The following is a 1,996-nucleotide window of genomic DNA, read 5'->3' on the forward strand; positions in this document are numbered from 1 at the left end:
AGATGTGTATAGAGACAGAGGCCAGCTTTACATTAGTGGAGCCGTCGTCACAGCAAATATGTTTCATTTCAGTTCCCTTTTAAGTTACTCAATTTGAGTCTAATTATAGGTAAGTAATTTTGAAAATCAATGTTAATTACTCAATATGCGCCAATTGATATGCTCAATTAGAGTTCATTTGCTTTCTTAGTAGCGTACTTTTGATTTTAATGCTACTCAGAATGAGTAATATTAGTTATGCGTGCCCAATATCCCCCTTGCCCTGATACCACCTTGAACAAGGGAGAAATGGTTAAATGCGTACCCTTATTCTGTCCATACGACTATTTATGGCATTCACTGACAACCGCCAGGAGTGCATTCGCCGTTGGCAACCCCTCAACATTTTTAATAATGAGTGATAACTCTGCGGCTAATTTACTGGCCATTGTCGCGACGTGTTGTGTTGATTTTTTATTGTTGATGTAGAGCAGCAGTGAGCAAGCCGCGTCAGGACGCGCACCCTTAATATCAATTTCACTGTCCGTTTCTGCCTGGAAATAATTTATCGCGCGAACAAGAACACGTTCTTCCCACAGACCAAAATCGGTGTACAGCCCCTGCCGGTGCAACAATGATCCCAGATGAAACAAATCAGCTATAAGGTCACTGAATATCGACTCAACATCGATTTCATCACATTGACTATTATCCATAAAACTCAATAAAGCCCGAGCAGCTAACGTACTGCGGGCCAGGTTATCCTCTTCATCCGTTCTGTACGGGGTATTCCCCTCTTCGGGCCCAACCAGTGCTACCAATGCATCTCTCAGTGTTGTAGTCATAAAACCCTCTCGTTTCGACTTTCTTCTGGTGTATACCCCTTTTGGCTTTTGCCGGCGCGGGGTGTCTGGCGCTGTGACATTAAGACCGAGACGGGGTATAAGCAGGCAGTGCAAGGGCGGCGTAGCCGGCGCCAGCGAACCCTTGCATTGCCTGCGCCCCGGCATAGCGTCTGTCACGGCGAAAGACTCACAGCGCTATTGCCAGAGTCAAGGGGATCACCAGAAAGGCCGGGCTTTAGCCTGGCTTTCCCAGACGCTGGCACATCAGTGCCAGCAGTGAGAGCGGCACGAGCGAAGCTCGTCGCAAGCGGGGGGTATATTGGTCAGTGCCGGCTCAACGCCGGTTCTGGCCAATAAAGGCAAATGGGCAGATTTGGGATGAAAAAAACCGCTCAGATGAACGGTTTCTATTTGGCAGGATCAGGCGTGTGAGATACGTCGCCCCAACATTTCCATGATAGGGCGCATGGGGGGACGCTTATGTTTTTGAAGCGCTTCTCGTGCTTCCCAACGGTCATGAGCGGCTTGGAGGTTCAACCAAAATTCGGGCGTCGTCTCGAACAACTCAGAAAACAGCGTCGCTTCTTCTACAGTCAGACGACGACGGCCTTTGCACAAACGGTTAACCGTTGCGCGAGTCACCCCCATAATATCGGCCAGTTCTTCCTGCCCAATGGCTAATGGGGTTAAAAATTCTTCCTGCAAGATTTCGCCTACCGTAGTAGGTTCGCGAGTCGTGGTATCAAGCATAAATCCCCCTGCTAGGTGTCTTGATGAGGATCGAGGTAGATGCTTTCAGCATATCCGTCTTTCCATTGAAACATTAACCGCCATTGAATATTGACTCTCATACTTGACCAGCCATCAAACTGCCCTGAGAGACGCTTGTAATAATTACTGGTTGGTATAAACAAATCTCGCTCACTATGTGCTGCGGCCAGCATATCGAGCTTTTTCGCTAACTGGCGCTCTATTGTTGCCGGTATCGCGCGATCTCGTTTACTTTCCATGTAGAACAGTTCTAGGTTTTTATCCCGAAAAGACTTAATCATTGTCTGTTCCGTCATTCCATTCCGTACACTCATTGTACCATTAAAAGTTACAACCTGTAAAATATAAAGTTACTATAATCGGGTATTCTAAAATCAAAGTGATATATGACTTCTATATAT

3 protein-coding genes are annotated in these 1,996 nt (G+C 46.7%); all 3 read right to left on the bottom strand.

Features of this window, described 5'->3' with window-relative positions; genetic code table 11:
• Positions 1–323: 323 nt before the first annotated feature.
• Positions 324–824 (bottom strand): hypothetical protein, encoded by a 501-nt coding sequence (locus AACW11_RS17175; RefSeq protein WP_145496271.1) that lies wholly within the window; start codon positions 822–824, stop codon positions 324–326.
• Between the two features lie 420 nt (positions 825–1,244).
• The gene (locus AACW11_RS17180; RefSeq protein ID WP_049615233.1) at positions 1,245–1,574 is read right to left on the bottom strand and encodes a HigA family addiction module antitoxin; all 330 of its coding nucleotides are present in this window, start codon (positions 1,572–1,574) and stop codon (positions 1,245–1,247) included.
• Between the two features lie 11 nt (positions 1,575–1,585).
• Positions 1,586–1,891 (bottom strand): type II toxin-antitoxin system RelE/ParE family toxin, encoded by a 306-nt coding sequence (locus tag AACW11_RS17185; protein ID WP_249192971.1) that lies wholly within the window; start codon positions 1,889–1,891, stop codon positions 1,586–1,588.
• Positions 1,892–1,996 lie beyond the last annotated feature (105 nt).

This window comes from Yersinia sp. Marseille-Q3913 (genome assembly GCF_963892745.1).
Lineage (GTDB): Bacteria > Pseudomonadota > Gammaproteobacteria > Enterobacterales > Enterobacteriaceae > Yersinia > Yersinia bercovieri.

Coding starts and splice junctions, on each gene's coding strand:
- AACW11_RS17185 (WP_249192971.1), bottom strand. CDS start 1,891: ATGACGGAACAGACAATGATTAAGTCTTTTCGGGATAAAAACCTAGAA.
- AACW11_RS17180 (WP_049615233.1), bottom strand. CDS start 1,574: ATGCTTGATACCACGACTCGCGAACCTACTACGGTAGGCGAAATCTTG.
- AACW11_RS17175 (WP_145496271.1), bottom strand. CDS start 824: ATGACTACAACACTGAGAGATGCATTGGTAGCACTGGTTGGGCCCGAA.